The 24609-nt window shown below is 69.4% G+C and carries 22 protein-coding genes and 2 tRNA genes; 11 read left to right on the top strand and 13 right to left on the bottom strand.

Annotated elements, in window-relative coordinates:
• The first annotated feature begins 152 nt into the window (after positions 1–152).
• Positions 153–437 carry a hypothetical protein gene (locus tag ABDW61_RS25095; protein WP_343642706.1) on the top strand — a complete coding sequence of 95 codons (285 nt, stop codon included), beginning with the start codon at positions 153–155 and terminating at the stop codon, positions 435–437.
• Between the two features lie 213 nt (positions 438–650).
• Here the strand turns inward: ABDW61_RS25095 and ABDW61_RS25090 are convergent.
• The 3 genes from ABDW61_RS25090 to ABDW61_RS25080 form a co-directional block, all read right to left on the bottom strand.
• Positions 651–726 (bottom strand) — tRNA-Asn (locus ABDW61_RS25090).
• A gap of 105 nt (positions 727–831) precedes the next feature.
• Positions 832–907: transfer RNA gene (locus tag ABDW61_RS25085), tRNA-Asn, on the bottom strand.
• Between the two features lie 36 nt (positions 908–943).
• Complete coding sequence (locus ABDW61_RS25080) at positions 944–3163, bottom strand: TonB-dependent receptor (protein ID WP_343642705.1); 2220 nt, start codon at positions 3161–3163, stop codon at positions 944–946.
• Between the two features lie 430 nt (positions 3164–3593).
• On the opposite strand from ABDW61_RS25080, the gene ABDW61_RS25075 reads away from it, so the two are divergent.
• The 5 genes from ABDW61_RS25075 to ABDW61_RS25055 all read left to right on the top strand — a co-directional run bounded on the left by ABDW61_RS25075 (position 3594) and on the right by ABDW61_RS25055 (position 7715).
• Positions 3594–3746 carry a hypothetical protein gene (locus ABDW61_RS25075; protein ID WP_343642703.1) on the top strand — a complete coding sequence of 51 codons (153 nt, stop codon included), beginning with the start codon at positions 3594–3596 and terminating at the stop codon, positions 3744–3746.
• Between the two features lie 324 nt (positions 3747–4070).
• Positions 4071–4589, top strand: a complete 519-nt coding sequence (locus tag ABDW61_RS25070; protein WP_343642701.1) for a hypothetical protein — start codon at positions 4071–4073, stop codon at positions 4587–4589.
• A gap of 1 nt (position 4590) precedes the next feature.
• Complete coding sequence (locus ABDW61_RS25065; RefSeq protein WP_343642699.1) at positions 4591–5262, top strand: PspA/IM30 family protein; 672 nt, start codon at positions 4591–4593, stop codon at positions 5260–5262.
• Positions 5259–5885 carry a YqiJ family protein gene (locus ABDW61_RS25060; protein WP_343642698.1) on the top strand — a complete coding sequence of 209 codons (627 nt, stop codon included), beginning with the start codon at positions 5259–5261 and terminating at the stop codon, positions 5883–5885. The genes ABDW61_RS25065 and ABDW61_RS25060 overlap by 4 nt, the downstream gene beginning before the upstream one ends.
• A gap of 48 nt (positions 5886–5933) precedes the next feature.
• Entirely contained in the window at positions 5934–7715 is a 1782-nt protein-coding gene (locus ABDW61_RS25055; RefSeq protein ID WP_343642697.1) for a flotillin family protein, read from the top strand.
• 77 nt (positions 7716–7792) lie between these two features.
• Here ABDW61_RS25055 and ABDW61_RS25050 read toward each other — a convergent pair whose 3' ends face one another.
• Entirely contained in the window at positions 7793–8266 is a 474-nt protein-coding gene (locus ABDW61_RS25050) for a hypothetical protein (protein ID WP_343642695.1), read from the bottom strand.
• Positions 8263–8493, bottom strand: a complete 231-nt coding sequence (locus ABDW61_RS25045; RefSeq protein ID WP_343642694.1) for a DUF4160 domain-containing protein — start codon at positions 8491–8493, stop codon at positions 8263–8265. Before ABDW61_RS25045 ends, ABDW61_RS25050 begins: the two co-directional genes overlap by 4 nt.
• 179 nt (positions 8494–8672) lie before the next feature.
• Between ABDW61_RS25045 and ABDW61_RS25040 the strand changes: the two genes are divergently transcribed.
• From ABDW61_RS25040 to ABDW61_RS25020, 5 genes are all read left to right on the top strand, one after another.
• On the top strand, positions 8673–11522 hold the full coding sequence (locus tag ABDW61_RS25040; protein ID WP_343642693.1) for an AAA family ATPase: 2850 nt from the start codon (positions 8673–8675) through the stop codon (positions 11520–11522).
• Between the two features lie 194 nt (positions 11523–11716).
• Entirely contained in the window at positions 11717–13144 is a 1428-nt protein-coding gene (locus tag ABDW61_RS25035) for an efflux transporter outer membrane subunit (RefSeq protein WP_343642691.1), read from the top strand.
• A 177-nt stretch (positions 13145–13321) separates the two neighbouring features.
• On the top strand, positions 13322–14572 hold the full coding sequence (locus ABDW61_RS25030; RefSeq protein ID WP_343642689.1) for an HlyD family secretion protein: 1251 nt from the start codon (positions 13322–13324) through the stop codon (positions 14570–14572).
• 22 nt (positions 14573–14594) lie between these two features.
• On the top strand, positions 14595–16133 hold the full coding sequence (locus ABDW61_RS25025) for a DHA2 family efflux MFS transporter permease subunit (protein ID WP_343642688.1): 1539 nt from the start codon (positions 14595–14597) through the stop codon (positions 16131–16133).
• Between the two features lie 21 nt (positions 16134–16154).
• Positions 16155–16361 (top strand): hypothetical protein, encoded by a 207-nt coding sequence (locus ABDW61_RS25020; RefSeq protein WP_343642687.1) that lies wholly within the window; start codon positions 16155–16157, stop codon positions 16359–16361.
• A gap of 33 nt (positions 16362–16394) precedes the next feature.
• Here the strand turns inward: ABDW61_RS25020 and ABDW61_RS25015 are convergent, their stop codons facing one another.
• The 8 genes from ABDW61_RS25015 to ABDW61_RS24980 form a co-directional block, all read right to left on the bottom strand.
• The gene (locus tag ABDW61_RS25015; RefSeq protein WP_343642686.1) at positions 16395–17498 is read right to left on the bottom strand and encodes an NAD(P)/FAD-dependent oxidoreductase; all 1104 of its coding nucleotides are present in this window, start codon (positions 17496–17498) and stop codon (positions 16395–16397) included.
• 54 nt (positions 17499–17552) lie between these two features.
• A complete protein-coding gene (gene fdxA / locus ABDW61_RS25010) occupies positions 17553–17876 on the bottom strand; it encodes a ferredoxin FdxA (RefSeq protein WP_091722144.1) in 324 nt (107 codons plus the stop codon).
• Positions 17877–17973: 97 nt separating this feature from the next.
• Entirely contained in the window at positions 17974–18753 is a 780-nt protein-coding gene (gene cobA, locus ABDW61_RS25005) for a uroporphyrinogen-III C-methyltransferase (RefSeq protein ID WP_343642684.1), read from the bottom strand.
• A 43-nt stretch (positions 18754–18796) separates the two neighbouring features.
• Positions 18797–20089, bottom strand: a complete 1293-nt coding sequence (locus tag ABDW61_RS25000) for a GTP-binding protein (protein WP_343642683.1) — start codon at positions 20087–20089, stop codon at positions 18797–18799.
• Positions 20090–20173: 84 nt separating this feature from the next.
• Positions 20174–21133, bottom strand: coding sequence for a sulfate adenylyltransferase subunit CysD (gene cysD, locus ABDW61_RS24995; protein WP_343642682.1), 960 nt, complete (start codon positions 21131–21133; stop codon positions 20174–20176).
• On the bottom strand, positions 21130–21978 hold the full coding sequence (locus tag ABDW61_RS24990) for a phosphoadenylyl-sulfate reductase (RefSeq protein WP_343642681.1): 849 nt from the start codon (positions 21976–21978) through the stop codon (positions 21130–21132). Before ABDW61_RS24990 ends, cysD begins: the two co-directional genes overlap by 4 nt.
• Before the next feature lie 2 nt (positions 21979–21980).
• Positions 21981–22490 carry a DUF934 domain-containing protein gene (locus ABDW61_RS24985; protein ID WP_091722165.1) on the bottom strand — a complete coding sequence of 170 codons (510 nt, stop codon included), beginning with the start codon at positions 22488–22490 and terminating at the stop codon, positions 21981–21983.
• A gap of 11 nt (positions 22491–22501) precedes the next feature.
• Positions 22502–24199 (bottom strand): nitrite/sulfite reductase, encoded by a 1698-nt coding sequence (locus ABDW61_RS24980; protein WP_343642680.1) that lies wholly within the window; start codon positions 24197–24199, stop codon positions 22502–22504.
• Positions 24200–24609: the final 410 nt, after the last annotated feature.

Below are 24609 nucleotides of genomic sequence, written 5' to 3'. Positions count from 1 at the left end.
ATCCGGCCTGAAGCAACAACTGGATCGCGACGCGATCGGTCTGGCTCAGATGCGAGTAGTGAGTTCCCATTTGCGCGACACCTTACAAGATGCGAGGTGTCGCACTTCAACCTTGAGCCGGCCCTGCTCTCGTCGTGAGAGCGGCGAACCGCGTGAATCGCGGCGATACTCTGACCTTCTTCCGCTTGTCGCATTCCGAGCGAAGCGAAGGCCCGCAACTGGAGGCCGCCATCCCCACCCGCATCCTCGATGCCGCCAATGACTTTCTCGGAAGTGTTGGTGAAGGCATCCAAGAGCGTTCTGCTCGGGTCCAAGCTTTGTCGGAACTTGCAGTGCATGCGCTCGAACTGCCGCGAATTGATGCACCCGCAGCGTATCGCTGGAGTCCTTCTGACTCTTGGCTGGCATTTCGAGAATCGTCACCGGAAGAGCCTTGATTCGTTCATCATGGCGGTGCGTCAAGGCTGCACGAAACACCACAACAAGAGGGGAATCGCCCGTCTTTACGAATGGTGGTTGATTCGACTTTCGCTTGAGGCGACGCACCTCTATCGCTATCGAACTCGAGACCAGCCTCCGTAGTGCCTTGGCATTTGGGTGTGCCAGAAAGAAAAAAGCCCTGATGCATCGCTGCATCAGGGCTTCAGTTTTGGCTCCTCGACCTGGGCTCGAACCAGGGACCTACGGATTAACAGTCCGGCGCTCTACCGACTGAGCTATCGAGGAATCGTCGGTTTTCAGATCCTATCGACCTGAATTCTTGGGCCAGTGCCTTCGGTCGGACTCTGGCTGAAAAAGAACGAAGGTCCTAAGACCTTCGTCATCTGATCTTGGCTCCCCGACCTGGGCTCGAACCAGGGACCTACGGATTAACAGTCCGGCGCTCTACCGACTGAGCTATCGGGGATCAGAGCCTAAGAGTATACACAGAAAAATCAGTCCCTCACAAGACCCACTCCACCGACGCCCGCCATGTGCGATTGGCGAGCGGGTACAGATAGACATGGTTGTACTGGTACGGCGACTCGCGCCACGCCCGGCGGTCCGTCACGTTGTCCACGCCAACACGCCAGATCAGCAACTGCCGGCCCACGTTCTGCTCATAACGAGCGCCAAGGTCCAGCCGCGTCCAGCTCGGAATCGACAGCGAGTTGTCCGGCAGCACCATGCGCTTGCCCTCGTAGACCACGCCCGCCTGCAGCTCCAGACCCGGCAGCCACACGTTCTGATGCGCCTGCAGCTTCAGCACGGTCTCCGGCACGTTCGTCGGCTTCAGGCCGTTGAGCGTCACGTCCTCGCTGCGCTCGCGGCGCGCGCGCAGCTTCATCGCGCTCGCCATCAGGCCGCCGTTCGTCCACTTCAGATCCGCCTGCGCTTCCACGCCGCGATGGTTCTGCTCGCCGTCGATGCGGGTCTCGAGCATGTTCTCGCCGTTCACCGTGACCGGCACGTCGCGCGTCGCGGGCTTGCTGATGTCGAAGTAGTTGATCGACCAGTCCACCGTCCGGCTGCCCGACTTCAAACCGATCTCCCACTGCTTGCTGCGCAGCGCCGGCAGCACCGCCGTGCGGTTCGCATAAACCGGCAGGTTGGGCACGACCGCCGATTCAATGCCTTGGCCCCAGCTCGCGTAAGCCAGCAACTGCGGATCGATCGCGTAGCTCACGCCGAGCCACGGCGTCGTGAACGACTGCGCGTACGGATTCGGCGTGCCGACCTGGCCCGCCTCCGGACCGACCGCGACACTGTCGCGCTTGAGCCGCGTGTGACGCACACCGAGCCAGCCTTGCCAGCGCTCGCTGAACTGCATTGCGTCGCGCAGATAGAGCTCGGTGCTGCGCTCGGTGCGGTTGGTGTTGGTGCCGGAGAGCGTGGGATCGGCCGTCGTCGGCAGCGTGCCCCAGATGTTGCCGGTGCCCGCCGGGTTGTAGGCCTGACCCTGCAGCCGGCTCTTGTAGCGCGAGAACAGCACGCCCGTCGTCAGCTCGTGCGTGATGCCCGCCGTTCTCAGCTTGCCCTGCGCCGAGAGGTCGAGCGCGTCGCTGTTGCGGTGCTCGTTCTCGCTGCGGAAGTCGTATTGATCGAAGGTGCCGTCGGGGCAGTAGGTGCTCGGGTAAAACGTGCCGTCGCCCGCGGTGCAGCCGAACGGGTAGGCGAGGCGGTCATCGTTGACCAGCCGCTGGATCGCGGCATGCGCCTGCAGCTTCCAGTCGGCATTGAGTTGATGCTGGACGCGCAGCGAGGCGGTGCGGCCCTCGAAGACGACCGGCAGGCTCCACGACTGGTTGTTGAGGTTGATGCGCGGATCGATGGCCTTGGCGTCGGGCAGCTTGTCGCCGAGCAGGCTGAAGCCGGGCTGGCTGGGCTGGCTCTGGCGGCTGAGCTCGACCTCGGCCTCGATCAGCGTGTCGCGAGTGACGCGCCAGTCGCCGGCGACGGCCATCAGCCAGCGGCTGCCGTCGGCGTCGCGCAACTCGGGGCGGAGCTTGGCGGCCTGCAGGTTGACGCGCAGGCCGAAGGCCTTGTCGTTGCCGTGGCCGTCGCTGAAGCGGTGGCTCCAGTCCATCGCCGATTCGATGGTCCCGCGCTCGCTGACGCCGAGCATCACGCTGGTCAGCTCCACCGTCGGCCGCTTCACGACGAGATTGACCAGGCCGCCCGGGGCGCTGGTGCCGGACTGGATGCCCGACGTGCCCTTGAGGACTTCGACGCTGCCCTTGTTGGCCAGGGGGAGGGCGGTCTCGGCGTTGATCGGGAGGCCGTCGCGGCGGAAGTTGAAGCGGTTGTCGAGGTCGTAGCCGCGGACCTTCAGATAGGAGACGTAGCCGGTGGAGTTGTAGGAGTCGCCCACGCTGGCGTCGAGCAGCGTCAAACCGGCAAGGCTGCTCAGGCCGCGGTCGGCGAGCATCTCGGCGCTGATGACGCTGGCCTGCATCGGGAGCTTGGCGACCGGCGTGTCGCCGAAGCCGCCGACGGTGACGGGCGCATCGGCGGTGCCCTTGATGACGACGCTGGGCAGCGCGGGAGCCGCCGCCGAGGCAGAGGAGGCCGAGGACGCCGACTGCGCCGCGGCGCAGAGGGACAGGCCGCCAGCGGCCAGGGCGATCGACGCGATCGCGAGGCGGTGCAGCGGGAAGGGAGTCAGAACGGACGAAGTTGCCATCGGAATGCCGGAGCCAGGAATGCGATGGCAGGTCGGCAAACCGGACACGCCGATGAGAAGGCGGCGTGCGAGGACACCCGTGGTGTCGAAGGCATGCTTCCCTGCGCGAGGATTAACTCGGCCCGCGGAGATCTGGCTCCGCGGGCTGACGGCCCGACTGGCCGTCATCAGGTTCAAAGGGACTTTCTCAGCCGGCCCGCCGACGCATCGATCGGACCAGCACCCCTAGCGAAACTCGCCGGACGGGCCGGCGAGCGGGTGGGATTCTAGTCGTGGTCGCGAAGCAGGGGATACGGCGAGGTCCGGCGAGTGGCTTCATCGCCCCAAAGCGGGAGTAGAGTGCCGCATTCGCTGCGGGCGTCCGGAACGAAGCCCGAGAGGCAAGACGCGGCGATTGCTGACCGACATTGAAAGCTGAGGAGCTCAGACCATGCCCAAGGGTGAACAACGCAACGACAAGGCCAAGATGAAGCCGAAGAAGGACAGCGGCAATACGAAGGAATCCTCCTTCGTCTCCGACCGGCCCGTCGCCCCGACGACGGCCGTCATGCCCAAGGGCAAGCTCAAGAACAAGCCGGGCTGAACCCTCGTCCAGCCCCGCCCGGCCCCTGCGGCCGACATCCAACCGCCCCGCTGATTGCCCTGCAATCGCGGGGCGGCGTCATTTGCGCGCCCGCTTTTGCCGCGCCGCAGCAAGACGTGACCCCCCATCTCTCCATCCATCTCCCACTGAAGGGGGAAGGTGATTGACTCGCTCCGGCCGCCGGGGCCCACTGCGCCCTCTGGCCGCGGTCCGCCGTTCAGAGAAACCTGCGGAACGCGCAGGAAATGCAGCGAGCGCGTTCTGTTGACGGATGAATTCATCTGCATACACTGAACAAATCCCCACCGCTTCACGCCCTTCGACATGAACGCGAGCAGTCCCCCGACCACGATGGAGCCCTTGTCGGCCCGCATCCCCAGTGACCTCTATCTCTGGCTCGCCCAGCTGCAGGTCGAGGGCGCCGCGACCAACAGCGACAAGCTGCGCGTGCTGCTCGGCCAGCTCAAGCGGCAGCACGACGGCGCCTTCGACTACGTCGCCGCCCACGCCTGGACCCGCGACCTCACCGCCCGGCTGCGCGACTCGCTGGTGCGCATCGAGAGCGAGACCGGCCAGCACTCCGAGGTCGTCAGCCTGCTGCTGGATCACTTCATCGCCGCGCTCGCACTAGCCATCAGCCAGGCGCCCGCCGATGCCGGGCAGGCGCGCCAATTCGAAGAGGCCCTCGTGCGCCGCGCCGCCGCGCTCTGCGAGACGCTGCTGCGCCAGGGCACGCCAGCCTCCGCCGCCGCGTACGACCCGCAGGTCGTGCGCAGACACCTGGGCACCACGCTCGACCTCGCCCAGCCCCTGCATCCCTCCACGTCCTCGAAAGGATCCTGAGATGACCGACACCCTGAAGACCCGCGTCGGCCGCGTGATCGCCGGCAGCGTGCACGCGCTCCTCGACCGGATCGAGGACCAGGCCCCCGGGGCCATGATGGAGCAGTCGATCCGCGAGGCCGACACCGTCATCGACGACGTCCGCCATGAACTCGGCACGGTCTCGGCGAACCGCCATCTGTCGCAGCGCCAGCACGCCAACCTGAACCAGCTGCACGCGACGCTCGCGTCGCAGATCGACGAGGCGATGACCGCCGGCCGCGAGGACCTCGCCCGCGCCGCCGTCGCGCGGCAACTCGACATCGAGGCGCAACTGCCGGTGCTCGAGACCACGCTGGCCGAGCAGGCGCGGCAGGAAAACGAGCTGACCGGCTTTGTCGCCGCGCTGCTGGCCAAGAAGCGCGAGATGCAGGACGCGCTGACGGAGTTTCGCAAGAGCCGCGCCGCAGCCGCCGCCACCGTGACCAGCCCCGCGGGCGCCGGCACCGCCGCGCACCGCATCGGCAAGGTCACCGACGCCTTCGACCGCGTCTACGAGCGCCAGACCGGCCTGTCCGGCACCGCCCGTCAGAACGGCCTGCAGCAGGCCGCGCAGCTCAAGGAGCTCGACGATCTCGTCCGCGACAACAAGATCGCCGAGCGCATGGCGCAGCTGAAGGCCGCGAAGTCATGAGCCTCTTCACCGCGCCGCAGAACCTGCCGTTCGGCATCGGCTTCGCGCTGATCGTCGGCATCGCGCTCGTCGAGGGCGCGGGCATGCTGATCTCGTTCAGCCCCAGCAACCTGATCGACCACCACCTGCCCGAGATCAGCGGCGACACCGGCCTGGACCGGGTGCTGGGCTGGCTGCACCTCGGGAAGGTGCCGGCGCTGGTCCTGCTGCTGCTGTTCCTGAGCGGCTACACGGTCTTCGGCTACAGCCTGCAGGTCGTCATGAACGGGCTGTTCGGCGGCTACCTGCCGGCGGCCGCGGCGGGTGTCGCGGCGGTACCGGCCGGCATGGCGACCGTGCGGGGACTGGGCGCGCTGATCGCGCACATCATTCCGCAGGACGAGACCAGCGCCGTCAGCGAGCAGAGCCTGGTCGGCCGCGTCGGCATCGTCGTGACCGGCGCCGCGCGGCGCGGCCTGGCGGCGCAGGCACGGGTGAAGGACGCGCATGGGCGCTCGCACTACCTGATGGTCGAGCCCGACGTCGACGACGAGATCTTCGAGGAGGGCGTGCAGGTGCTGATCGTCAGCAAGGCGGGCGCGTTCTACCGCTGCATCGCGAATCCGCATCCGACGCTGATGTGAAGTGCGTCTCGCCACGCACGCCAATTTCATTGAGGGAGTATTGAGTTCATGGACAACCTGATCGAGCTGCTGATCATCGCCGGCATCGCGTTCGTCGCACTGCTGAGCATCGGCTTCATCTTCGCGCGGCTGTACAAGCGCTCGACGAAGGAGACCGCCTTCGTCCGCACCGGACTGGGCGGACAGAAGGTCATCATGGATGGCGGCGCGATCGTGCTGCCGGTCTTCCACGAGCGGGTGCTGGTCAACATGAACACGCTCAAGCTCGAGGTCCAGCGCCGCGAGCGCGAGAGCCTGATCACCCGCGACCGCATGCGCGTCGACGTGACGGCCGCCTTCTTCGTGCGCGTCAAGCAGACCGAGGAGTCGGTGAGCATCGCCGCGCAGACGCTGGGCGCCCGCACGATGAGCCCGAACGAGCTCAAGGCGCTGGTGGAGGACAAGTTCGTCGACTCGCTGCGCGCGACCGCGGCGACGATGTCCATCCAGGAGCTGCAGGACAAGCGCCGCGACTTCGTGCAGGCGGTGCAGAACGCGGTCGCCGAGGATCTGGAAAAGAACGGTCTCGAACTCGAGTCAGTGTCGCTGACCAGCCTCGATCAGACCGACAAGCAGTTCTTCAATCCCAACAACGCGTTCGACGCTGAAGGCCTGACCCGGCTCACCGAGCAGACCGAAGCGCGCCGCAAGCAGCGCAACGACGTCGAGCAGGACACCGAGGTGCAGGTCCGTACAAAGAACCTGGATGCGACGCGGCAGAAGCTGACGATCGAGAAGGACCAGGAGTTCGCGACGCTGGCCCAGCAGCGCGAGATCGAAATCACCCGCGCCGAACAGATCGCGCTGATCGCGTCGCAGCAGGCCGAGCGCGGCCGCCAGGCCGAGGCCGCGAAGATCGAGGCCGAGCGTCAGGTGAGTCAGAAGCGCATCGAGGCCGATCGCGAGATCAAGTCGGCGGAGATCGAGAAGAACCTCGCCGTGCAGACGCGCGAGATCGAGATGGAGCGCAAGACCGAGATGCAGCGGGCCGAGCAGCGCAAGCAGGTGGAGATCGCGCGGCAGGACACGCAGATCGCGATCGCGACGAAATCGCGCGAGCAGTCGGACGCCGATGCCGCGGCCAACCTCGCCCGCGCCGAGATGGTGAAGGCCGAGGAACTGGTGAACACCGCGCGCCAGGTCGCGGTGGCGGAGCGCGAGAAGAACATCCAGCTGATCGAGGCTTCGAAGGAAGCCGAGCAGTTGGCGATCGCGGTGCGGGTGTCGGCGTCGGCGGAGAAGGAGGCGGCGCTGGACCGCGCCGAGGCGCTGACCATCGAGGCCCAGGCCAAGCAGGCCGCGGCGTTGGCGGAAGCCGAAGGCCGCCGTGCGATCAACGAGGCGCTGAACACGCTGTCCGCCGCGCAGATCGACCTGCAGGTCCGCACGATGCTGCTGCAGCAACTGCCGACCATCCTGGAGCAGGCGGTGCGTCCGATGGAGAAGATCGACTCGATCCGCATCTTCCAGGTCAACGGCATGCCGGGCGCGAGCAACGACGGCACGGGCGGCGCGGTCAATGGGCATGGCGGTCACGGTGGTCATGCCGGCAACGGCACGGCGGGCGGTGCGACCTTTCCCGAGCAGGTGATGAACTCGGCGCTGCAGTACCAGATCGCCAAGCCCATCGTCGATGCGGTGATGAAGGATGCCGGCCTGTCCAATGATGGCATCACGGGCGTGGCGCACTCGCTGGCCGGCATGCTGGGGCAGGGCAATGGCGCGCCGGTGCCGCAGGTGCCGCAGGTCCCTCACGCGGCGCAGAAGTCGATCGACGGCCCGCACGCCTGATCAGCCGCCACTGAAGGAAAGAAGCCCGCTGGTGAAAGCCAGCGGGCTTCTTGCTTTCAGACGAGGCGTTGCGTGAGTCAGGCCGCGAGGGCGAACCGGTCGTCGACCTGACCTTGGCGTACGGCCTGCCAGCCCAGACACGCGAGGGCGACGGTGCGGGGGACGGCTTTCGCACCGCTGCGGTAATAGGCCACCATGCGGCGGGACATGCCCAGCGCCGCCGCTGCCGAGTCCAGGTTCAACTCGTTGTCGTACATCCACCGGACGATGAACTCGTGCGAGATGCCGCCGCTTTGCTCGATGCCCATCGCCCGCAGGTTGTCCGCGGCGAGTTCGAGCGCCTCATTCCCCGGCCACACGACTGTGTCGCTGAACTCCCCAAGACGGGCTGTCATGAAAACGCGCTCGTCCTTCAACGGCGAGAGGGCGCTCAAGCGCCGGATGACCTCGACCAGGTTCACCTCGAACTCCGCGCCATCGGCAAAGCTCAGCAGCAGCGAGGCACACGGCGTCGGTATCACTCGCGTAAGCGTGAATTGCGGGGTTTTCATGAGTTCAGTTCCTTCCACGCCTTCAACAACAAAGGGCGATTGGTGCCAGCCCACTTCAGTGCTTCAGCCAAGCAGGCCTTCGGCACCTCGCCGGCGATCACCCTCAGGTCCCTGATCGAGACGGCCGCCTTGTTCCCGTCATGGGCACGAATGTGGAAGTGCGGAGGGAGGTGATCGTTGGCGTAGATGTCGATCCTGGACTTTGCGAGACGAATCAGTGTCGGCATGAATTTTGGTGCAACTGTTGCACTGTTGCAAGCGCTAGAAGCTCGGACAGAACAGCATCCGTCCAAGCTGTGATTCATGCCTATGCTTCGCGTTGACGGAGCGCAAACAATGCGTCGAACGCTTGGGACATCGCCGCCTCAAACATGTCTCTTCACTGAGGCCGATAATCCTCGCCGCCATGGACGATCCCTCAGTGCCCCTGTCGTTGCGCTTCGGTCCGTTCGCCTTCGACGAGGCGAATGCGCGGCTCTTGGCCGAGGGACAGGCGATCGCTCTGGCGCCCAAGGCCTTTGGCGTGCTCACGGAACTGCTGCGCCACGCTGGCACGCTCGTGACCAAGGACGCGCTGCTCGACAGCGTCTGGGGCCATCGCCATGTCAGCGAGTCCGTGCTCAAGACCACCATCAGCGAGCTCCGCGCCGCGCTTGGCGACGACGCGAAGCATCCACGCTGGGTCGAGACTGCCTCGCGGCGCGGCTATCGCTTCATCGGATCGATCGAGGGCACGGCCACCGAGGTCAACGAGCACCGCGGGCTCATCGGCCGCGAGCCTGAACTCGCCCGCCTGCGCGCCGCCTGGGCGCGCGCCTCGGGCGGCCAGCGCCAGCTCTGCTGCGTCGCCGGCGAGGCCGGCATCGGCAAGACCGCGATGATCGACGCTTTCGTCGCGTCACTCGGCGAGGCCGCCACCGCCCACGGCCAGTGCATCGAGCAGGTCGGCGAGGGGGAGCCCTACTTGCCGGTGCTGGACGCGCTCGCCGGCCTGGCGCGCACGGATGCGTCACTCGTCACGCAACTGCGCCGCGTCGCGCCGACTTGGCTGTTGCAGCTCCCCTGGCTCATCGACCGCGAGGAACAGGAACGGCTGCAGGCCGGTCTCGCCAGCTCCACGCAGGACCGCATGCTCCGCGAGTTTTCGGAGCTGGTGGAGCAACTCACCGCCGTTCGGCCGCTGCTGCTCATCACCGAGGACCTGCATTGGTGCGACGAGGCCACCGTGCGTCTGATCGACCACGTCGCGCGCCGCCGTCCGCCGGCGCGCCTGATGTGGATCGTCACCTACCGCACGCCGGAGCTGGTCGCCAACGACCATCCGCTCAACGGCCTGCGCCATGAACTGCGCGCCCGCCGGCTGTGCGAGGAACTGCTGCTCGATCCCTTCAGCGAGGCCGAGCTCGCCGCCTACCTCGCGCGGCACCGGCCCGGCCTGGCCGCCGACGAGGCCCATGTCCGCCGCCTGCACCGCCAGACCGACGGCTTGCCGCTGTTCGTCGCCAACGCGGTCGACGAGCTGTCCACGGCCACGGCGCCGGGTGACGCCGGCGCGCCCGATGACTGGGCGGTGCCCGATTCGCTGGCCGGCGTCATCGAGCGCCAGCGCGCCCGCCTTGCGCCGGACGCCGCCGCGCTGCTGGAAGCCGCCGCCGTCTGCGGCGTTGAATTCGCCTGCTCGATCGTGGCCCACATGCTGGGCAGCGATGCCGCCACCGTCGCGGCGGATTGTGATGAGCTCGCACGCCGCCAGGCCTGGCTGGCGCCGGCCGCGCTGGAGCCGCTGGCCGACGGCACGCTGGAGGCGCGATTCACCTTCCGCCACGCGCTGTACCGGCAGGCGCTCTATCAACGCATCGCGCCGTCGGCGCGCGTGGCGCTGCACCGGCGCGCCGCGGCCGCGCTCGAGCAATGGCGCACCGATCGCATCGACGCGGTCGCCGCGGGGCTCGCGCTGCACCATGAGCGCGGTCTCGATGCGCTGGCCGCCATGCGCGCCTACGCCGCCGCGGGAGAACGCGCGCTCGGGCGCTTCGCGCCGCATGAGACGCTGTTGCTGGTCACGCGCGGTCTGGGCTTGCTCGATCGGGCGTCCGAGGGCGAGGCCCGCTGCGAGGCGGAACTCGCGCTGCAGCAATTGCGCGGGGCCGCGCTCGCCCAGTCCACGGGCGTGACGACGCCGGAGGGACGCGCGGCCTATCTGCGCTGCGCGGCGCTGTGCGAGCTGCTCCCGCCGACGCGGCCGCGCGCCTGGGTGATGACCGGGCTGGTCTGGATGTTCACGGCGTCCGGCGAGTACCTGCAGGCGGAGGCCATCGCGCTGCGGCTGTGCGCCGCGGCCGACGCCTTCGACGACGACCTGCTGCGCGCCGCCGGCGCGGTGTCCCTGGCCGTGACGCTGCTGCAGCGCGGCCGGATCGGGGAAGCGATGCCGCTCGTGCAGCGGGCCCGTGCGTTGACCGAAGCGCTCGGCCATCCGCGCCTGCCCCCGACGGTGATGCACGACCCCTCCGCGCTGGCCTGGGGCATCGGCGCGGTCGCGCATGCCTACACGGGCGCTGTCGACCTTGCCCGGCAATGGGCCGAGGCGGGCGCCGCGCGCGCCGCCGAGATCGGCGTGCCGGTGATGCGGGGCTTCGCGGCGCGCTGCGCGAGCATCGTCGACGTGCGCTTCGGCCGCGCGCAGCAGGTGCTCGCCCGGACGCAGCGGATGCGCGAACTGGTGCGGGAGCATCAGCTGGGCCAGGGCGAAGGCCCGAGCCGCGCCATGCTGGGCTGGGCCCGCGCGCGGACCGGCGATGCCGCCGGGCTGTCCGACGTCGAGGCTGGCTGCGCCGCCCACGCGGCGACGGGCGCCTGGTTCGAGGCGTCCGGATTGCGGTGGATGGCGGTGGACGCCGCGCTCGCCAGCAACGACCTGACCGCGGCGCGGCGTCATCTGGACGACGGCTTCGCGATGGCCGAACGGCTGGGCGAGACCCTGCATCTCCCCGACCTGTGGGCCGCCCGCGCCACCCTGGCCGAGCGCGAAGGCGAGCTCGCCGCCGCGCGGGAGGCGGCCGCGACCTCCGCACGGCTGGCGGCGGAGCAGGGCGCGCTGACGGCGGAACTGATCGCGCGCCTGGCGCTGTGCGAGCTGCCAGGCGCCTCGCCGGCCGAACTGGACGACCTGCGCGCGCTGCGCGCCCGCTGGCACGACACGACGCCCTGGCCGGTGCTGGCGCGCGTGGACGCGCTGCTCGCCGCCGGCGCCTGACGCGGGAGGGGCGCCGGCCAGGCGCCTGCCGGCCCCGCCGTCCTGACCGGTCGGCGCGCGATCCCGACCATTCCCGGACCATTCCCCGACCGTTCCCCGACCGTTCCCGAACGACTTCCCGGACCCTCGTCCCTACGCTTCAGTCCATGGCCGCTGCGCTCCCGCGCCGGCCGCAACGATCTGGAGAAAAGACGATGTCCACCCGCCCACGCCGCTTCGCCCGCCTCGCGCTGGTTCTGGCCGTCGCGGCCGCCCTGGCCGCCTGCGCGGCCCTGCCCGAGACCCCGCCGCTGGCCACGCCGCGTCCCGCCGACGGCTACGCCGCGACCCAGTCGCTGGCCGCCGCCCGCGCCGACTGGCCCGCTGACGCGTGGTGGCGCGCTTACGGCGACGCGCAGCTCGACCAGCTCGTCGACGAGGCGCTGGCCGGATCGCCCTCGATCGCGACCGCCCAGGCCCGCCTGGCGCGTGCCGAGTCGGTGGTGCAGACCTCCCGCGCCGCCAGCCGGCCGCAGCTCAAGGCCAACGCGTCGATCAGCGAGCAGAAGCAGAGCTACGAATACCTGACGCCCCGCGCCGCGACGCCCGACGGCTGGAAGGACTACGGCCGCGCGACGCTGGACTTCTCCTGGGACCTGGACTTCTGGGGCCGCAACCGCGCCGCGCTGGCCGCGGCGCTGTCCGACGCCGAGGCCGCCCGCGCCGATGCCGCGCAGGCGCGGCTGATGCTGGCGGCCTCGATCGCCTCCGCGTATGCCGAATTCGCCCGCCTGTGGGCGCTGCAGGACACCGCCGCGGCGGCGCTGGCCGTGCGCGACAAGACGGTCGAGCTGCTGCGCATGCGCCGCGAGAACGGCCTGGAGACGCTGGGTGGCGTGCGCCAGGTGGAGGCCCGCCGGGCGATGGCCGACGCCGATCTGCAATCGGCCCGCGAGCAGCTCCAGCTGCAGCGGCATCGCCTGGCGGCGCTCACCGGCGCGGGCCCTGATCGCGGACTGGCGCTCAGCCGCCCGCAGCTGGACGTCGCCCGCGACTTCGGCCTGCCGGAGCAGCTTCCCGCCCAGTTGCTGGGCCGCCGCCCCGACATCGTCGCCGCGCGGCTGCGCGTCGAGGCCGCGCTCGGCCGCGTTGATTCGGCCAAGGCGGCGTTCTATCCGGACGTCAACCTGACGGCCTTCGCCGGCATGCAGTCGCTGGGCCTGTCGAAACTGACCGACGGCGGCGCCTTCACCGGCAGCATCGGTCCGGCGATTTCGCTGCCGATCTTCGATGGCGGCCGGCTGCGCGGACAGCTGCGCGGCGTCCGGGCCGATGCCGACGCGGCTGTCGCCAGCTACGACCAGGCGGTCGTGCAGGCGCTGCAGGAAGTGGCCGACATCGCCGCCAGCGAGCGCGCACTCGGCGGCGAGCTGGCGAGCACCGATGCCGGCGTCGAGGCCGCGCGCGAGGCCTGGCAGATCCAGCAGCGGCGCTACGCCGGCGGCCTGTCCACCTACCTCGAGGTGCTGACCGCCGAGGACGCCTGGCTGACCAACCTGCGCACCCAGACCGACCTGCGCTCGCGCGCCTTCACGCTCGATGTGGCGCTCAAACGCGCCCTGGGAGGCGGCTTCCGCAGCTGACGCGGCGCCGCTTTGGGCGCCCCGCGTCGTTGCAAATCCTCGCCATAGCTGGGCTATGGCTCCGGTTTGCGCCTAGCGGGGCATCCCAAATCAGCACCGCGTCAGCTGCGGAAGTTGTGTCGGGAAAACGACCGAGCAAACCATTAATGAACCTTTAGAGAGAAAGCGAGTCCCGCCATGTCCGAAGCCACCTTGCCGCGCGCCGCGGCCACGCAGTCCGCCAAGCCGCCCCTGCACACCGCCGATCCGGCCCACGACGCGCCGGCGGCGCCGGCCCGCCCCGAGGCGCGCAAGAAGCTGTTCACGCTGCTCGCGCTGACCGTCGTTGCCGCGGCGGTGGGCGTCTTCGCCTACGAGCACTTCTTCGCGTCGCGCTACGTCAGCACCGAGAACGCCTACACGGCCGCCGAAATGGCCCAGGTGACGCCCTTCGTCGGCGGCATCGTGCGCGAGGTCCGCGTCTCCGACACGCAGGCCGTGCGCCGCGGCGACGTGCTGGTCGTGCTCGACGACACCGACGCCCGGCTCGCGCTGGAGCAGGCGGAGGCCGAGCTCGGCCGCGCCCAGCGGCGCGTGCGCGGCTACGTCGCCAACGACACCAGCCTGGCGGCGCAAGTCGTCGCGCGCGATTCCGACCGCATCCGCGCCGAGGCGCAGCTCGCCTCGGCCGCGTCCGACCTCGAGCGCGCCAAGGTCGACCTGGAGCGCCGCGAGGCGCTGTCGGACTCCGGCTCGGTGTCGGCCGACGAGGTCACCCGCGCCCGCAACGCCTTCCAGACCGCCAGCGCCGCCCTGGCCGCGGCCAAGGCCGCCGCGGCGCAGACCACCGCCAACCGCGTGGCCGCCCTCGGCCAGCGCGAGGCCAACGCCACGCTGATCGCCGACACCACCGAGGCCGCCAACCCCGAGGTCGCCCTGGCGCGCGCCAAGCGCGACCAGGCGCGCGTGAACCTGGAGCGCGTGGTCGTGCGCGCCCCGGTGGATGGCGTCGTCGCCCGGCGCGCGGTGCAACTGGGCCAGCAGGTCGCCGCCGGCACGCCCTTGCTGGCCATCGTCCCGATGGGGCAGGTCCACGTCGACGCGAACTTCAAGGAAGGCCAGCTCGACAAGGTCCGCATCGGCCAGCCGGTGGAAGTCGAGTCCGACCTCTACGGCCGCTCGGTCGTCTATCACGGCACGGTGCAGGGCCTGTCCGGGGGCACCGGCTCGGCCTTCGCCGCGATCCCGGCGCAGAACGCGACCGGCAACTGGATCAAGGTCGTGCAGCGCGTGCCGGTGCGCATCGCGCTGGACCCGAAGGAGCTCGCCCAGCGCCCGCTGCAGGTGGGCCTGTCGATGACGGCCACGGTCGACACGCGCGCCGAAGCCCGCACCGAAGCACGCGGTGGTCAGCGCGCCGAGGCCCGCGCCGACACCGGCGCCCAATGAGCACCCCACCAGGAACCCCGCCATGAACGCCGCCATCTCCGACGATCAACGCCCGCTCGAGGGCGGGCAGCTGTGGCTCGCCGCCATCGTGCTGGCCGCCGCGAACTTCATCGCGGTGCTGGACATGACGATCGCCAACGTCTCCGTGCCCGACATCGCCGGCAGCCTGGGCATCAGCTCGAGCCAGGGCACCTGGGTCATCACCTCCTACGCCGTGGCCGAGGCCTGCATCGTGCCGCTGACCGGCTGGATCGCCGGCCGCTTCGGCGCGGTGCGGGTCTTCGCCACGGCGATGGTGCTGTTCGGGCTGTGCTCGGCGCTGTGCGGGCTGTCGCCGACGCTGGGCCTGCTGGTCACCGGCCGGGTGCTGCAGGGCCTGTCGGGCGGCTCGCTGATGCCGCTGTCGCAGACGCTGCTGCTGCGCATCTTCCCGAAGGAGAAGGCCGGCGGCGCGATGGCGCTGTGGGCCATGACGACGCTGGTGGCGCCCATCCTCGGGCCGATCCTGGGCGGCTGGCTCTGCGACGCGTTCTCCTGGCCGCTGATCTTCTTCATCAACGTGCCGATCGCGCTGGTCGTCGCGCCGCTGGCCTGGCGCATGCTGCGCCGCTATGAGACGCCGCTGGAGCGCCAGCCGATCGACCGCGTCGGGCTGGTGCTGCTGATCGTCTTCGTCGGCGCGCTGCAGCTCATGCTGGATCTGGGCAAGGAGAAGGACTGGTTCGAGTCGACCGAGATCATCGCGCTGGCCGTGGTGGCGGCGATCGGCTTCGCTGCCTTCCTGATCTGGGAACTCACCGAGCCCTATCCGATCGTGGACCTGCGGGTGTTCCGGCATCGCGGCTTCGCCGTCGGCGTGCTGACGATCGCGCTGGGCTTCGGCGCGATGTTCGGCGCCAACGTGTTGACGCCGCTCTGGCTGCAGAGCTACATGGGCTACACCTCGACCTGGGCGGGCCTGGCGACGGCCTGGTCCGGCGTGCTGGCGGTGGCGGCCGCGCCGATCGCGGGCAAGCTCGCGGGCAAGGTCGATCCGCGGCCGCTGGTGTTCTTCGGTCTGGCCTGGCTGGGCGCCGTGATGGTGCTGCGCACCATCGGCACCACGCAGATGGGCTACTGGCAGATCGCGCTGCCGCTGCTGCTGATGGGCGTGGGCATGCCCTTCTTCTTCGTGCCGCTGACGGCCTTGTCGCTGGGCAGCGTGGAGCCGCGCGAGACCGCCTCCGCCGCCGGTCTGCAGAACTTCGTGCGCACGCTGTCGGGGGCGGTCGCGACCTCGCTGGTCACCACCAGCTGGGAGAACCGCACGACCGCGATCCATGCCGACCTGGTCGGCGACCTGGACCGCTCGGGCGAGGTGATGCGCACGCTGACCGGGCTGGGCCTGCCGCCGGACGCGCGCAGCGGGATGCTCGACAACCTGCTCACCGGCCAGAGCGTGATGCTGGCGACCAACCAGATCCTGTGGATCGTGGCGGCGCTGTTCCTGGTCTCGGCCTTCGCGATCTGGCTTGCGCCGCGGCCCACGCGCACGGTGGAAATGAGCGAGGCTGGTCACTGACGCCCGCGTGCGGAGGCTGCGATGACGCTGGATCGAGACCCGCTGCATCCCGCTGCGCGTCAGTTCGTGCTCAAACTCGACCGAAGGGCCGAGCCGGGGCGGGGCGAGATCAGCGGGCGGCTCGAGAACCTGGCCAGCGGCCGGGCCTGCGAGTTCCGCGACATGGCGTCGCTGCTGCAGGCGCTGGCCCGCGAGTTGGCCGACCAGCAAAAAAGCCCGCCGGCGTGAGCCTGGCGGGCTTTCCTCATGGAGCGCGGGAGCTCAGTCGAACACCGGCGTCTCGACGCCCAGCACCTTGTGCAGCTTGGGGCTGGTGGTCGTGTATTGCAGGTGGACGCGCTTCTCGGGGTTGATGATCGGCATCGCGCCGAACGCCGCCAGCGCCGCCTCGTGGAAGCCCGACAGGATCAGCTTCTTCTTGCCCGGGTAGGTGTTGATGTCACCCACCGCGAAGATGCCCGGCACGCTGGTCTGGAACTTCTCGGTGTCGACCTGGATCTGCTTCTTCTCCAGTGCCAGGCCCCATTCGGCGATCGGGCCCAGCTTGGGCGACAGGCCGAAGAACACCAGCACCTGATCCGCCGGCACGACGCGCGTGACACCGTCGCCGCCCGTGATCTTCAGGCCCTTGAGCGAGTCCTCGCCCTCGTCCAGGTCGGCCACCTGGCCGACCATGAACTGCATCTCGTACTGGTCGCAGAGTTCCTTCATCTTGGCCACCGAGGCCGGCGCGGCGCGGAAGCCGTCGCGGCGGTGCACCAGGATCACGCTCTCCGCCTTGTGCGGGTTGCCATCCTGGTTGCCGGCGCAGAAGTTCAGCGCCCAGTCCAGCGCCGAGTCGCCGCCGCCGATGATCACCAGGTTCTTGCCGGCGAATTGCGCTGGGTTGCGCACGCGGTAATGGACCTGCGAGCCCTCGTACTTGTCGATGCCCTCGACCTTCAGCGTGCGCGGCTGGAACGAGCCCACGCCGCCCGCGATGAAGATGGTCTTGGTCAGGAACTGCGTGCCCTTGCTCGTGGCGACGAAGAAACGGCCGTCCTCCTGCTTCTCGACGGTCGTGACCTCCTGGCCCAGATGGAAGGTCGCGCCGAAGGGCTCGATCTGCTTCATCAGGTTGTCGGTCAGTTCCTTGCCCGTCACCACCGGCAGCGCCGGGATGTCGTAGATCGGCTTGTCGGGATAGAGCTCGATGCACTGGCCGCCGGGATAAGCCAGCGAATCGATGATGTGGGCCTTGATCTCGAGCAGGCCCAGCTCGAACACCTGGAACAGGCCCACCGGGCCGGCGCCGACGATGACGGCATCCGTTTCGATCACGCCCGCGTGCGGGGCGGAGGTCGCTTCAGTCACTTGCGTTTCCATTCTTGTGAGAAGCAGCGGCCGGCAGGCTCCGGCGCCGCGAGATGAGGGGATCGGTCAGCGGACCAGCTGATCGACCTTGCCCGTCTTGTCCTTCCACTCGTCGGCATCGGGCAGCGGCGTCTTGCGCTTGGTGATGCTGGGCCACTTCTTGGCGAGATCCGCGTTCAGCTTGATCATGATCTGCTGGTCGCCGGGGACATCCTCCTCCGGCATGATCGCGTTCACCGGGCACTCGGGGATGCAGACCGCGCAGTCGATGCATTCATCGGGGTCGATGGCCAGGAAGTTCGGGCCCTCCCGGAAGCAGTCGACGGGGCAGACGTCGACGCAGTCGGTGTATTTGCAGCGAATGCAGGCTTCGGTGACGACGTGGGTCATAGCGGCTCTTCTAGTGGCGGGGCCGGCTCGGGGCCCTGGAAAAATCAGCGTCGGCTTGACGATGGGCTCGGTCGGCGCTGACGGAAAACGGGAGATTTTAATCGTTCGGGGTTTGTGCCAGCCGGGACGGCCCCTTGGCCCCAAGGTCTTGCCGCGGCGCGGCGGTCGCGTATTCGCCCAGCCGCGCGGCGCCCGCCCCGACCACCACGACCGTCGGACGGCCCCGGTGCAGCATCGACGCCGCCCCCAGCGACGCGACGTCGTGCTCGCTGGACAGCGCGTCCGCGCAGCCCGCCCGCGACACGACGCTCACCGGCGCGCTGGCGTCCCAGCCCGCGGCGAGCAGGCGGCGCGACAGCGCGGCCAACTGCTGGCCGGCCATGTAGAACACCTCGGTGTCGGCGGTCTTGCCGGCCGGGCCCAGGTTCAATTCGCCTTCGCGCGTCATCGCGGTCGTCAGCGCGACGCTGCGGCCGGCGCCGCGGCGCGTCAGCGGACGGCCGGTCTGGGCCGCCGCGGCGATCGCGGCGGTCACGCCCGGCACGATCTCGTAGCCGATGCCGGCCTCGGCCAGCGCCAGCAGCTCTTCCTCCAGCCGCCCGAAGACGCTGGCGTCGCCGCCCTTGAGGCGCACCACGACCTCGTTCGCCAGCGCCTCGCGCACCAGCGCCGCGTTGATCGCGGTCTGCTTGGTCGAGTGGCAGAAGCCGCGCTTGCCGACGTCCACCCACCGCGCGTCCGGCGCCATGTCGCGCAGGGCCGGATCGGTCAGGGCGTCGAACAGCACGACGTCCGCCTGCGCGAGCGCCCGCGCGCCGCGCAGCGTGATCAGGTCGGCGGCGCCGGGCCCGGCGCTGACGAAGAGGACGCGTCCCATGGCGGTCTCCTGCTTGGCCTTGTTGGCGTGGAGCGGCGGACGTTCAGCGGACCAGCAGCGCGCCGCTGGTGCGGTTGCTGGTGGGATCCACGACGATCAGCGCGCCGCCGACGCGGTTGTCCGCATAAGGCTGCAGCGGCAGCTCGGCCTGCAGCTCGACGGTGACATGGCCGATCTCGTTGACGGAGAGTTCATGCGCGTCGGTCTCGGCCAGGGTCTGGATGTCCAGGCGGTGGTCGATGGCGGTGATGCGGGCCTGGACCCAGCGGTTGCCGTGGCGGACCCAGTACTTGCGGCCGATGACGGCCGGCTCGGTGTCCAGCCACGCCAGCGTGGCCTCGAAGGCGCGGCGCGGCGTCGCGGCGCCGGGCGCCACGATCCAGTCGCCCCGCGACACGTCGATCTGACGGTCCAGCAGCAGACCGGCCGACTCACCGGCCACGCTGGTGGCGACGGGCTCACCGGCGCGGCGCAGCTCGGCCACGACGGCGTTCTGGCCGCTCGGGAGGATCTGGACCTCGTCGCCGACCTGCACCTGGCCCTGCGCGATCCGGCCCCACAGCACGCGCGGGTTGTTGCCCGTGCCGTCGCCGTCCTTGGCGACGTACTGGATCGGCAGCGCCAGCGGCGCCTCGACGGTTTCCTGGACGGTGGGCAGCGACTCCAGCACCTGCAGCAGCGAGGGGCCGTCGTACCAGTCGGCCTCGAGCGGCTGGGTCACGTTGTCGCCGCGCAGCGCGGAGACCGGCACCACCGCGGTGACCTGGATGCCGGCCGCCGATGCGAACTTCTCCAGCGCGGCCGAGACCTTGCGGAACGCGTCGCCCGGATTCGCCGCGGCGTCGATCTTGTTGATCGCGAAGACGATGCCGGGCACGCGCAGCAGATGGGCGAGCAGGCTGTGGCGGCGCGTCTGGGGCAGCAGCGGGACGTCGTCGACCGACAGGTCCAGCTTGGTCACGTCCACCAGCACCACGGCGGCATCGCTGCCGGCGGCGGCGGTGACCATGTTGCGGGTGTACTGCTCATGGCCGGGGGCGTCGGCGATGATGAACTTGCGCTGCTTGGTCGCGAAGTAGCGGTAGGCGACGTCGATCGTGATGCCTTGCTCGCGCTCGGCCTCCAGGCCGTCGGTGAGCAGGCTCAGGTCGATGGGCTGGCCGGCGGCGCGCTTGGCCAGCGTGTCGAGCTGGTCCGCGAGGATCGCGCGGCTGTCGAAGAGCAGACGCCCGATCAGCGTGCTCTTGCCGTCGTCGACGCTGCCGGCGGTCAGGAAGCGCAGCGCGCGGTGCGTGGTGTCGACGTCGGATTGATGGATCTTTTGAACGGCGGTCATCGGGACTCCTGCCGGGCCGCCCCAAAGGAGGCCCGCGCCCCCTCGGGGGGCAGTGAACGAAGTGAGCGTGGGGGCGTCGTCATTTCAGAAGTAGCCCTCTTTCTTGCGGCGCTCCATGGAGGCGTCGGAGGTGCGGTCGTCCATGCGCGTGGCGCCGCGCTCGGAGACGGTCACGGTCAGCGTCTCGGCGACGATGTCGGCGGCGCTGGCGGCGGGGCTCTCCACCGGGCAGGTGCAGGTCATGTCGCCGACGGTGCGGAAGCGCACCTGCGCGGTCTCGACGGTCTCGCCGGCCTCGGGCGGCGTGACCTCGGTCAGCGGCACCAGCAGGCCCTTGCGGCGGATCACCTGCCGGTCATGCGCGAAGTACAGCGACGGCAGCGGGATGTTCTCGCGCGCGATGTAGAGCCACACGTCCAGCTCGGTCCAGTTGCTGATCGGGAAGGCGCGGAAGTGCTCGCCCGGGCGGATGCGGGTGTTGAAGAGGTTCCACAGCTCGGGCCGCTGCTCCTTGGGCTGCCATTGGCCGAAGCTGTCGCGGTGGCTGAAGATGCGCTCCTTGGCGCGGGCCTTCTCCTCGTCGCGGCGTGCGCCGCCGATGAGCACGTCGAAGCGGTGCTCCTCGATGGTCTCCAGCAGCGTCACCGTCTGGTGGCCGTTGCGCGACTCCAGCGGATGCGACAGGCGGATCGTGCCCTTCCTGATCGAGTCCTCGAGGTGGCCGACGACCAGGCGCTCGTCCATTTCCTTGACGCGGCGGTCGCGGAATTCGATGACCTCGGGGAAGTTGTGGCCGGTGTCCACGTGCACCAGCGGGAAGGGCAGCTTGCCCTTGAACTCGCCGCCCGACACGCGCTGCTTGAAGGCTTTTTCGGCCAGGCGCAGCACGACGCAAGAATCCTTGCCGCCGGAGAACAGCAGGGCAGGGCGCTCGAAGGCCGCGGCGACCTCGCGCAGGATGAAGATCGCCTCTTCCTCGAGGTGGTCGAGGTGGCGGTGGTCCGCCAGCGGCAGCAGTTGTTCCAGGTTCACGGGGGCGTTCATGCCGAGGCTCCGGAGGTCTCAGGGGAATCGGTGGATTCGGGGGTGTGGGAGGCGTGCAGGCCGCATTCCTTGGACGAGTCCTCCCACCACCAGCGGCCGGCGCGGAAGTCCTCGCCGACGGCGATCGCGCGCGTGCAGGGCGCGCAGCCGATGCTGGGCATGAACTGGTCGTGCAGCGGGTTGTAGGGGACGTCATGCGCCTGGACGTAGTGCCAGACGTCGGCCCAGCTCCACTCGGCGAGCGGATTGATCTTGATGCGGCCCTGGCCGTCCTCCTCGCGCAGCGGGACCTCGGCGCGGTTGGCGCTCTGCTCGCGGCGCAGGCCGGTGATCCAGGCGCTGCGGCCGGCGAGCATGCGCGCCAGCGGCTCGAGCTTGCGCAGGCCGCAGCAGGCCTTGCGCAGCTCGACGCTGCGGTACATCGGCTCCTCGCCGTTGGCGCGGACGAAGTGGACGACCTGCTCCTTCACCGGCGCGAAGACCTCGACCGCCAGGCCGTAGCGCGCCTGGATGCGCGGGATCAGCGCCAGCGTCTCGGCGTGCAGCTTGCCGGTGTCGAGCGTGGCCAGCGCGATGGGCAGGCCGTGGCGCGCGATCAGGTCGGTGATGACCATGTCCTCGACGCCCAGCGAGGTCGACTGCAGCGCGCCCGGACCGAAGTCGGCCGCGGCCCGCTGCAGCGCCTCGACGGTGCGCGCGAGGCGCTCGTCGAAGCCGGCGGTCTTGCGGGCGTACAGGCCGATCGCGGAGCCGACCCCGGTGCCGGGCGGCGCGGACACGCCCGATGCGGCCGCGTCATCGCCGCCAATCGGCGTGAAGTCCAGCGAGGACAGCTCGCCGCTCATGCTCAGGCCTCCGCCTTCTGGCTCGTGGCGCCGGCTCGCGCGAACAGCGGACGGGTCTCGTTGACGTCGGCCTGGTAATGGCCGGGGAAGAAGGTCAGCGCGCGTTCGGCTGCTTCCAGGTTCTGGTCGCCGCGCAGCTGCACCGCGTCGACGCCGCAGCGCTGCAGCAGCGGCAGCATGTCGACCAGCACCTCGCCGATGGCGCGGACCTCGCCGGCGAAACGCAGGCGCGAGCGCAGCACATGCGCCTGGCTATAGGCGCGGCCGTCCACCCACTTGGGGAACTGCAGCACCACCAGCGCCAGCCGCGGCAGGTCGGCCTTGAGCTCGGTCACGTCGACGTCGTTGGGCAGGATCACGCCGGTGGCCAGGCCCTCGGGCCAGGTGTCGCGCACGGCATGCCACTGCTCCAGCGTCAGCAGCTTGTGGTCGGCGGCGGCGGGATGCGGCTGGGGGCCGTCCTCGCCCGCGCAGGTGTGCCAGGGGTCTTGGGCCTTGGAAACGAACTTCATGGTGCGGCGGCTCAGTCGGTGGTCTGCTTGGCGGTGGTGCGGCGGATGCCGTTGGTCGCCTGCTTGAAGGCGTCCAGGCCGATGCGGCGCACCGTCTGGAGGAAGCGCTCGCCGGCTTCGCGCTCGCGGCGGTAGGTCGCGATCACGGCCTCGACGGCGTCGGCCGCCTCGTCGGCCGCGAAGGACGGACCGATCACCTTGCCCGGCACCGCGGGGCCCGACAGCGTCGAGCCGTCCGAGCCGCCCAGCGTGATCTGGTACCACTCGCTGCCGTCCTTGTCGACGCCCAGCACGCCGATGTGGCCGCTGTGGTGGTGGCCGCAGCTGTTGATGCAACCGCTGATGTGCAGGTCGATGTCGCCGATGTCCCAGAGCTCGTCCAGGTCCTGGAAGCGCTCGGTGATCTCGGCCGCGACGGGAATGGAACGGGCGTTGGCCAGCGCGCAGAAGTCGCCGCCGGGGCAGACGATCATGTCGGTCAGCAGGCCGATGTTGGGCGTGGCGAAGCCTTGCGCCTTGGCGGCCTCGTAGAGCGCGGGCAGGTCGCTTTCGCGCACCCAGGGCAGCAGCAGGTTCTGGTCGTGGGAGACGCGCAGCTCGCCATGGCTGAAGCGGTCGGAGAGGTCGGCGGCGGCGTCCATCTGCGCGTCGGTGATGTCGCCCGGCGGCAGGCCCAGGCGCTTGAGCGACAGCGTCACCGAGCGGTAGCCGCTGACGCGGTGGGCGTGGACGTTGCGCTCCAGCCAGCGGCGGTAGGCCGGGGCGGCGCCTTCGAAGATGTCGATGCCCGCGGCCGGGGTCACGCCTTGCGGCTCGACGAAGCTCGCGGCGACGCGGGCGAGTTCCGCCTCGGGAATGATCTGCTCGTGGCTGCCGGCGTCGTCGTTCAGGATGGCCTGGTACTCGGCGTTGACGGCGTCGAAGTAGGCCTGGCCTTCGGCCTTCACCAGGATCTTGATGCGCGCCTTGTACATGTTGTCGCGGCGGCCGAAGCGGTTGTAGGTGCGCACGATCGCCTCGAGGTACAGCAGGATGTGCTGCCACGGGACGAAGGGGTTGATCTCCTGGCCGATGATGGGCGTGCGGCCCATGCCGCCGCCCACGAAGACCTGGAAGCCGACCTCGCCCGCTTCGTTCCTGCGCAGCTGCAGGCCGATGTCGTGCCAGCCGATGGCGGCGCGGTCTTCCTTCGCGCCGGAGATCGCGATCTTGAACTTGCGCGGCAGGAAGGCGAATTCAGGATGCAGCGTCGACCACTGGCGCAGCACCTCGGCGTAGGGCCGCGGGTCGATGAGTTCGTCGGCCGCGACGCCGGCGGTGACGTCGCTGGTGATGTTGCGGATGCAGTTGCCGCTGGTCTGGATGCCGTGCATGTCGACATCGGCCAGCAGGTCCATCACGTCGGCCGACTGCGGCAGCGGGATCCAGTTGAACTGCAGGTTCTGGCGCGTGGTGAAGTGGCCGTAGCCGCGGTCGTGCTCGCGGGCGATGCGGCCGAGCTGGCGCAGTTGCCTGGACGACAGCACGCCGTAGGGGATGGCGATGCGCAGCATCGGCGCGTGGCGCTGGATGTACCAGCCGTTCTGCAGGCGCAGCGCGCGGAAGTCGTCGTCGGGGAGCTGACCGGCCAGATGGCGCTCGAGCTGGTCGCGGAACTGGGCCGCGCGGGCGTGGACGAACTGGCGGTCGAAATCGGTGTAGGCGTACATGGCGTCAGCTGGGCCCCGGCCGGGTTTCAAGAAGGGCCCGCCGCGTCATCTGACACCGCGGCTGGCGCCCTGGGCTGGCCGGGAGTCTGGACTCTATGAACGCTTTATATATATGAGAACTACAAATTCGTAGATTGCTTATGGCGAGATAAGCATATGAATGATTCTGCAAAGGCGTGGCACTGCTGCGGTTCGAAGACCCCTCTCCCCTACCCTCTCCCCGCAAACGGGGAGAGGGAGTTTCAGGGCCGTCCGCGCGCGACCCGCAACTCCCTCTCCCGCAGGGTGTATGGACCGAGGACATAGGTAACAGGTGTGCCAGGACATGGGTAACACTTTTCCCGCCTAGTCAGCGGGAGGACGAAGTTGCCCTGGAGCCCAGTCACCGTGAAGGACCAACGAGAGGAATT

Source organism: Roseateles sp. (assembly GCF_039595595.1).
Lineage (GTDB): Bacteria > Pseudomonadota > Gammaproteobacteria > Burkholderiales > Burkholderiaceae_C > Roseateles.
Note: the sequence above shows the minus strand (reverse complement) of the source record. Positions and strands in the feature narration are given on the sequence as shown.

Excerpts from the sequence above, each read along its gene's own strand:
- ABDW61_RS25015 (WP_343642686.1), bottom strand. The coding sequence starts at position 17,498 with ATGGAAACGCAAGTGACTGAAGCGACCTCCGCCCCGCACGCGGGCGTG.
- ABDW61_RS25080 (WP_343642705.1), bottom strand. The coding sequence starts at position 3,163 with ATGGCAACTTCGTCCGTTCTGACTCCCTTCCCGCTGCACCGCCTCGCG.
- cysD (WP_343642682.1), bottom strand. The coding sequence starts at position 21,133 with ATGAACGCCCCCGTGAACCTGGAACAACTGCTGCCGCTGGCGGACCAC.
- fdxA (WP_091722144.1), bottom strand. The coding sequence starts at position 17,876 with ATGACCCACGTCGTCACCGAAGCCTGCATTCGCTGCAAATACACCGAC.
- ABDW61_RS25055 (WP_343642697.1), top strand. The coding sequence starts at position 5,934 with ATGGACAACCTGATCGAGCTGCTGATCATCGCCGGCATCGCGTTCGTC.
- ABDW61_RS25020 (WP_343642687.1), top strand. The coding sequence starts at position 16,155 with ATGACGCTGGATCGAGACCCGCTGCATCCCGCTGCGCGTCAGTTCGTG.
- ABDW61_RS25000 (WP_343642683.1), bottom strand. The coding sequence starts at position 20,089 with ATGACCGCCGTTCAAAAGATCCATCAATCCGACGTCGACACCACGCAC.
- ABDW61_RS24980 (WP_343642680.1), bottom strand. The coding sequence starts at position 24,199 with ATGTACGCCTACACCGATTTCGACCGCCAGTTCGTCCACGCCCGCGCG.
- ABDW61_RS25025 (WP_343642688.1), top strand. The coding sequence starts at position 14,595 with ATGAACGCCGCCATCTCCGACGATCAACGCCCGCTCGAGGGCGGGCAG.
- ABDW61_RS25070 (WP_343642701.1), top strand. The coding sequence starts at position 4,071 with ATGAACGCGAGCAGTCCCCCGACCACGATGGAGCCCTTGTCGGCCCGC.
- ABDW61_RS25035 (WP_343642691.1), top strand. The coding sequence starts at position 11,717 with ATGTCCACCCGCCCACGCCGCTTCGCCCGCCTCGCGCTGGTTCTGGCC.
- cobA (WP_343642684.1), bottom strand. The coding sequence starts at position 18,753 with ATGGGACGCGTCCTCTTCGTCAGCGCCGGGCCCGGCGCCGCCGACCTG.
- ABDW61_RS25050 (WP_343642695.1), bottom strand. The coding sequence starts at position 8,266 with ATGAAAACCCCGCAATTCACGCTTACGCGAGTGATACCGACGCCGTGT.
- ABDW61_RS24990 (WP_343642681.1), bottom strand. The coding sequence starts at position 21,978 with ATGAGCGGCGAGCTGTCCTCGCTGGACTTCACGCCGATTGGCGGCGAT.
- ABDW61_RS25040 (WP_343642693.1), top strand. The coding sequence starts at position 8,673 with ATGGACGATCCCTCAGTGCCCCTGTCGTTGCGCTTCGGTCCGTTCGCC.
- ABDW61_RS25030 (WP_343642689.1), top strand. The coding sequence starts at position 13,322 with ATGTCCGAAGCCACCTTGCCGCGCGCCGCGGCCACGCAGTCCGCCAAG.
- ABDW61_RS25065 (WP_343642699.1), top strand. The coding sequence starts at position 4,591 with ATGACCGACACCCTGAAGACCCGCGTCGGCCGCGTGATCGCCGGCAGC.
- ABDW61_RS25075 (WP_343642703.1), top strand. The coding sequence starts at position 3,594 with ATGCCCAAGGGTGAACAACGCAACGACAAGGCCAAGATGAAGCCGAAG.
- ABDW61_RS25045 (WP_343642694.1), bottom strand. The coding sequence starts at position 8,493 with ATGCCGACACTGATTCGTCTCGCAAAGTCCAGGATCGACATCTACGCC.
- ABDW61_RS25060 (WP_343642698.1), top strand. The coding sequence starts at position 5,259 with ATGAGCCTCTTCACCGCGCCGCAGAACCTGCCGTTCGGCATCGGCTTC.
- ABDW61_RS24985 (WP_091722165.1), bottom strand. The coding sequence starts at position 22,490 with ATGAAGTTCGTTTCCAAGGCCCAAGACCCCTGGCACACCTGCGCGGGC.